Below are 2,182 nucleotides of genomic sequence, written 5' to 3'. Positions count from 1 at the left end.
TCCAGCCGCCGCCTTCACCACCCGAGGGGACCACCATGCAGAAGTTCGGCCGCCACCGCCCGAGTCCGGCGATGATCGTCGCCTGCATCGCCCTGATCCTGTCGCTCACCGGGAACGCGATCGCCGCGCGCGTGCTGATCACCAGCTCCAGCCAGATCAAGAACGGCTCCGTCACCGGCGCCGACGTGCGCAACAGCTCGCTCCGGGGCAGCGACGTGCGGAACAGCTCGCTCACCGGCGCCGACGTGCGCAACAGCAGCCTGACCGGCGTGGACGTGAAGAACGGCACCCTCACCGGCACCGACCTGCGCGACGGGTCGGTCGGCCCGTCCGACCTCTCGGACGACGCCAAGTCGACGCTGCAGGGCCAGTCGAGTGCGCCTGGGGCCGCAGGGCCCGCGGGGCCCGCGGGCCCTGCCGGTGCGGTCGGCGCGCAGGGACCGGCGGGCGCCGACGGTGCGCAGGGACCCCCGGGCGCGACCGGTAGCGACGGTGCGCAAGGGCCCCCCGGCGCGCAAGGCCCCCCCGGCGCGCAGGGACCGCCCGGCCCGATCGACGGCACACCGGCCGGCGGCGACCTGGCGGGCACGTATCCGAACCCGACGATCGGGACCGGCAAGGTGACCTCCACGTCGATCTTCGACAACACCGTCGCAGCCGTCGACATCGCCACCAACGGCGTCGGGTCCGCCGAGATCGCCAGCGGCGCCGTCACCAGCAGCAAGATCCTCGACAACGACATCGGCTCCCAGGACATCGGTGCCGGCGCGGTCGGCACCAGCGAGCTGGCGTCGGGCGCGGTGACCTCCGCGAAGGTGGCGTCCAAGGCGATCACGCTCAGCGAGCTCGGCATGACGATCCAGCTCGAGCACACGGTCAACCTCGGCGGGACCATCACCAACGGGACGTGCTCCAACACGATCGACGAGATCGCCCTGGGCGCGGCCGCGGGGTCCACGACCGTCGTCTACCACGTCCGCGACGCCGGGGTTGCCGGCTGGAGCATGCGGGGAGAGGCCAACCCGGCCGCAGGCGAAGGCCGCTACCGCATCTGCAACGACACCGGCGTCAACGCCGACCCGCCCAACCTCACGTTCTCGTTCCTGACGATCGACCCGTGACCCCGGCGCACCGCCGGTACGCATTTCGGGGCTGACCCTGATGTCTTCGCCATGACGGTTGGGCACAATCGCCTGACCGTCACCGAGGGGAGACCGCCGTGCTGCGTCGTTCGCTGTCCATTGCGTTGCTGGTGCTCGGGGTGGGAGCCGCAGAGGCCAGTGCGGCGCCGTACAAGATCCTGAGCTACAACGTGCAAGGGCTGCCGCAGCTCGTCACCGGGATCGAGTACGACTACGGGCGCAGCAACGAGGCCCGCGGCAAGGACATCGGCATTCGCGTCCGCTCGGCCGGCTACGACGTGGCCGCGTTCAACGAGGTGTTCGCGGACTCGATGCGCGAAGGGCTGCTCAGCGAGCTCCCGGCCTCGGTCTTTCCGACACGGATCCCGCAACTCGACGGCGGCACCGCCGGAGCACAGGACTCGGGTCTCATGCTCGTGTCGAGGTTCAAGACGATCCCGATGCCGAACGTCCAGCCAAGCGAGTGCGCATCCTCGAGCCCCGCTGGATGCTCGGTGGCCTTCCATGAGTTCCAGGCGTGCAGCAACGGCGGCAAGGCATTCGCTGACTGCAACGCCGAGAAGGGCATCGGGCTCGTCCGCCTCGCCAACACGGCGACCGGTCGGCCTCTGGACGTCCTGTTCACGCATATGCAGGCTGACTACGGGGGCGCGAACGCCGCGACCCGCGCCGCTCGCGCAAAGCAGTTCGACGAGGTACGCGCATTCATGGACCGCTGGCTCCCACGCGGCCAAGCCGGCGGCCGCGATGCCGTGTTCATGGGCGACCTGAACGTCATCCACGGCAACGACGAATGGGCCCAGCAACTCGGGACCAACAGCGCGCTCGACAACGACTTCGGGTTCCGCGACCTGTGGAGCTACGAGCACTCGGCCTCGGATCGTGGTCACACCTACGAACCGCGCAACATCCGCAGCAACTCCAACTCCCGTGAGAAGCTCGACTACGTCCTGCTCCGACGCGCGACCGCCGCGCCGGCCTGCGTCCATCACCAGCGCATGCCTTGGAAGCTCATGAGGGACAGCACACGCGCCGACCTC

2 protein-coding genes are annotated in these 2,182 nt (G+C 69.8%); both read left to right on the top strand.

What is annotated here, in order from left to right:
* Positions 1-1,121: pentapeptide repeat-containing protein (locus tag ABYE80_RS20120; protein ID WP_372792119.1), on the top strand; the 1,121-nt coding region annotated here is incomplete at its 5' end.
* Between the two features lie 98 nt (positions 1,122-1,219).
* Positions 1,220-2,182, top strand: a 963-nt coding sequence (locus ABYE80_RS20115; protein WP_372792117.1) for an endonuclease/exonuclease/phosphatase family protein, incomplete at its 3' end; no start/stop codon positions are given.

The sequence above is a fragment of the Paraconexibacter sp. genome (assembly GCF_041602235.1).
Lineage (GTDB): Bacteria > Actinomycetota > Thermoleophilia > Solirubrobacterales > Solirubrobacteraceae > Paraconexibacter.
The sequence above is the reverse complement of the archived record's forward strand: the minus strand, read 5'-3'. Positions and strand labels throughout refer to the sequence as shown.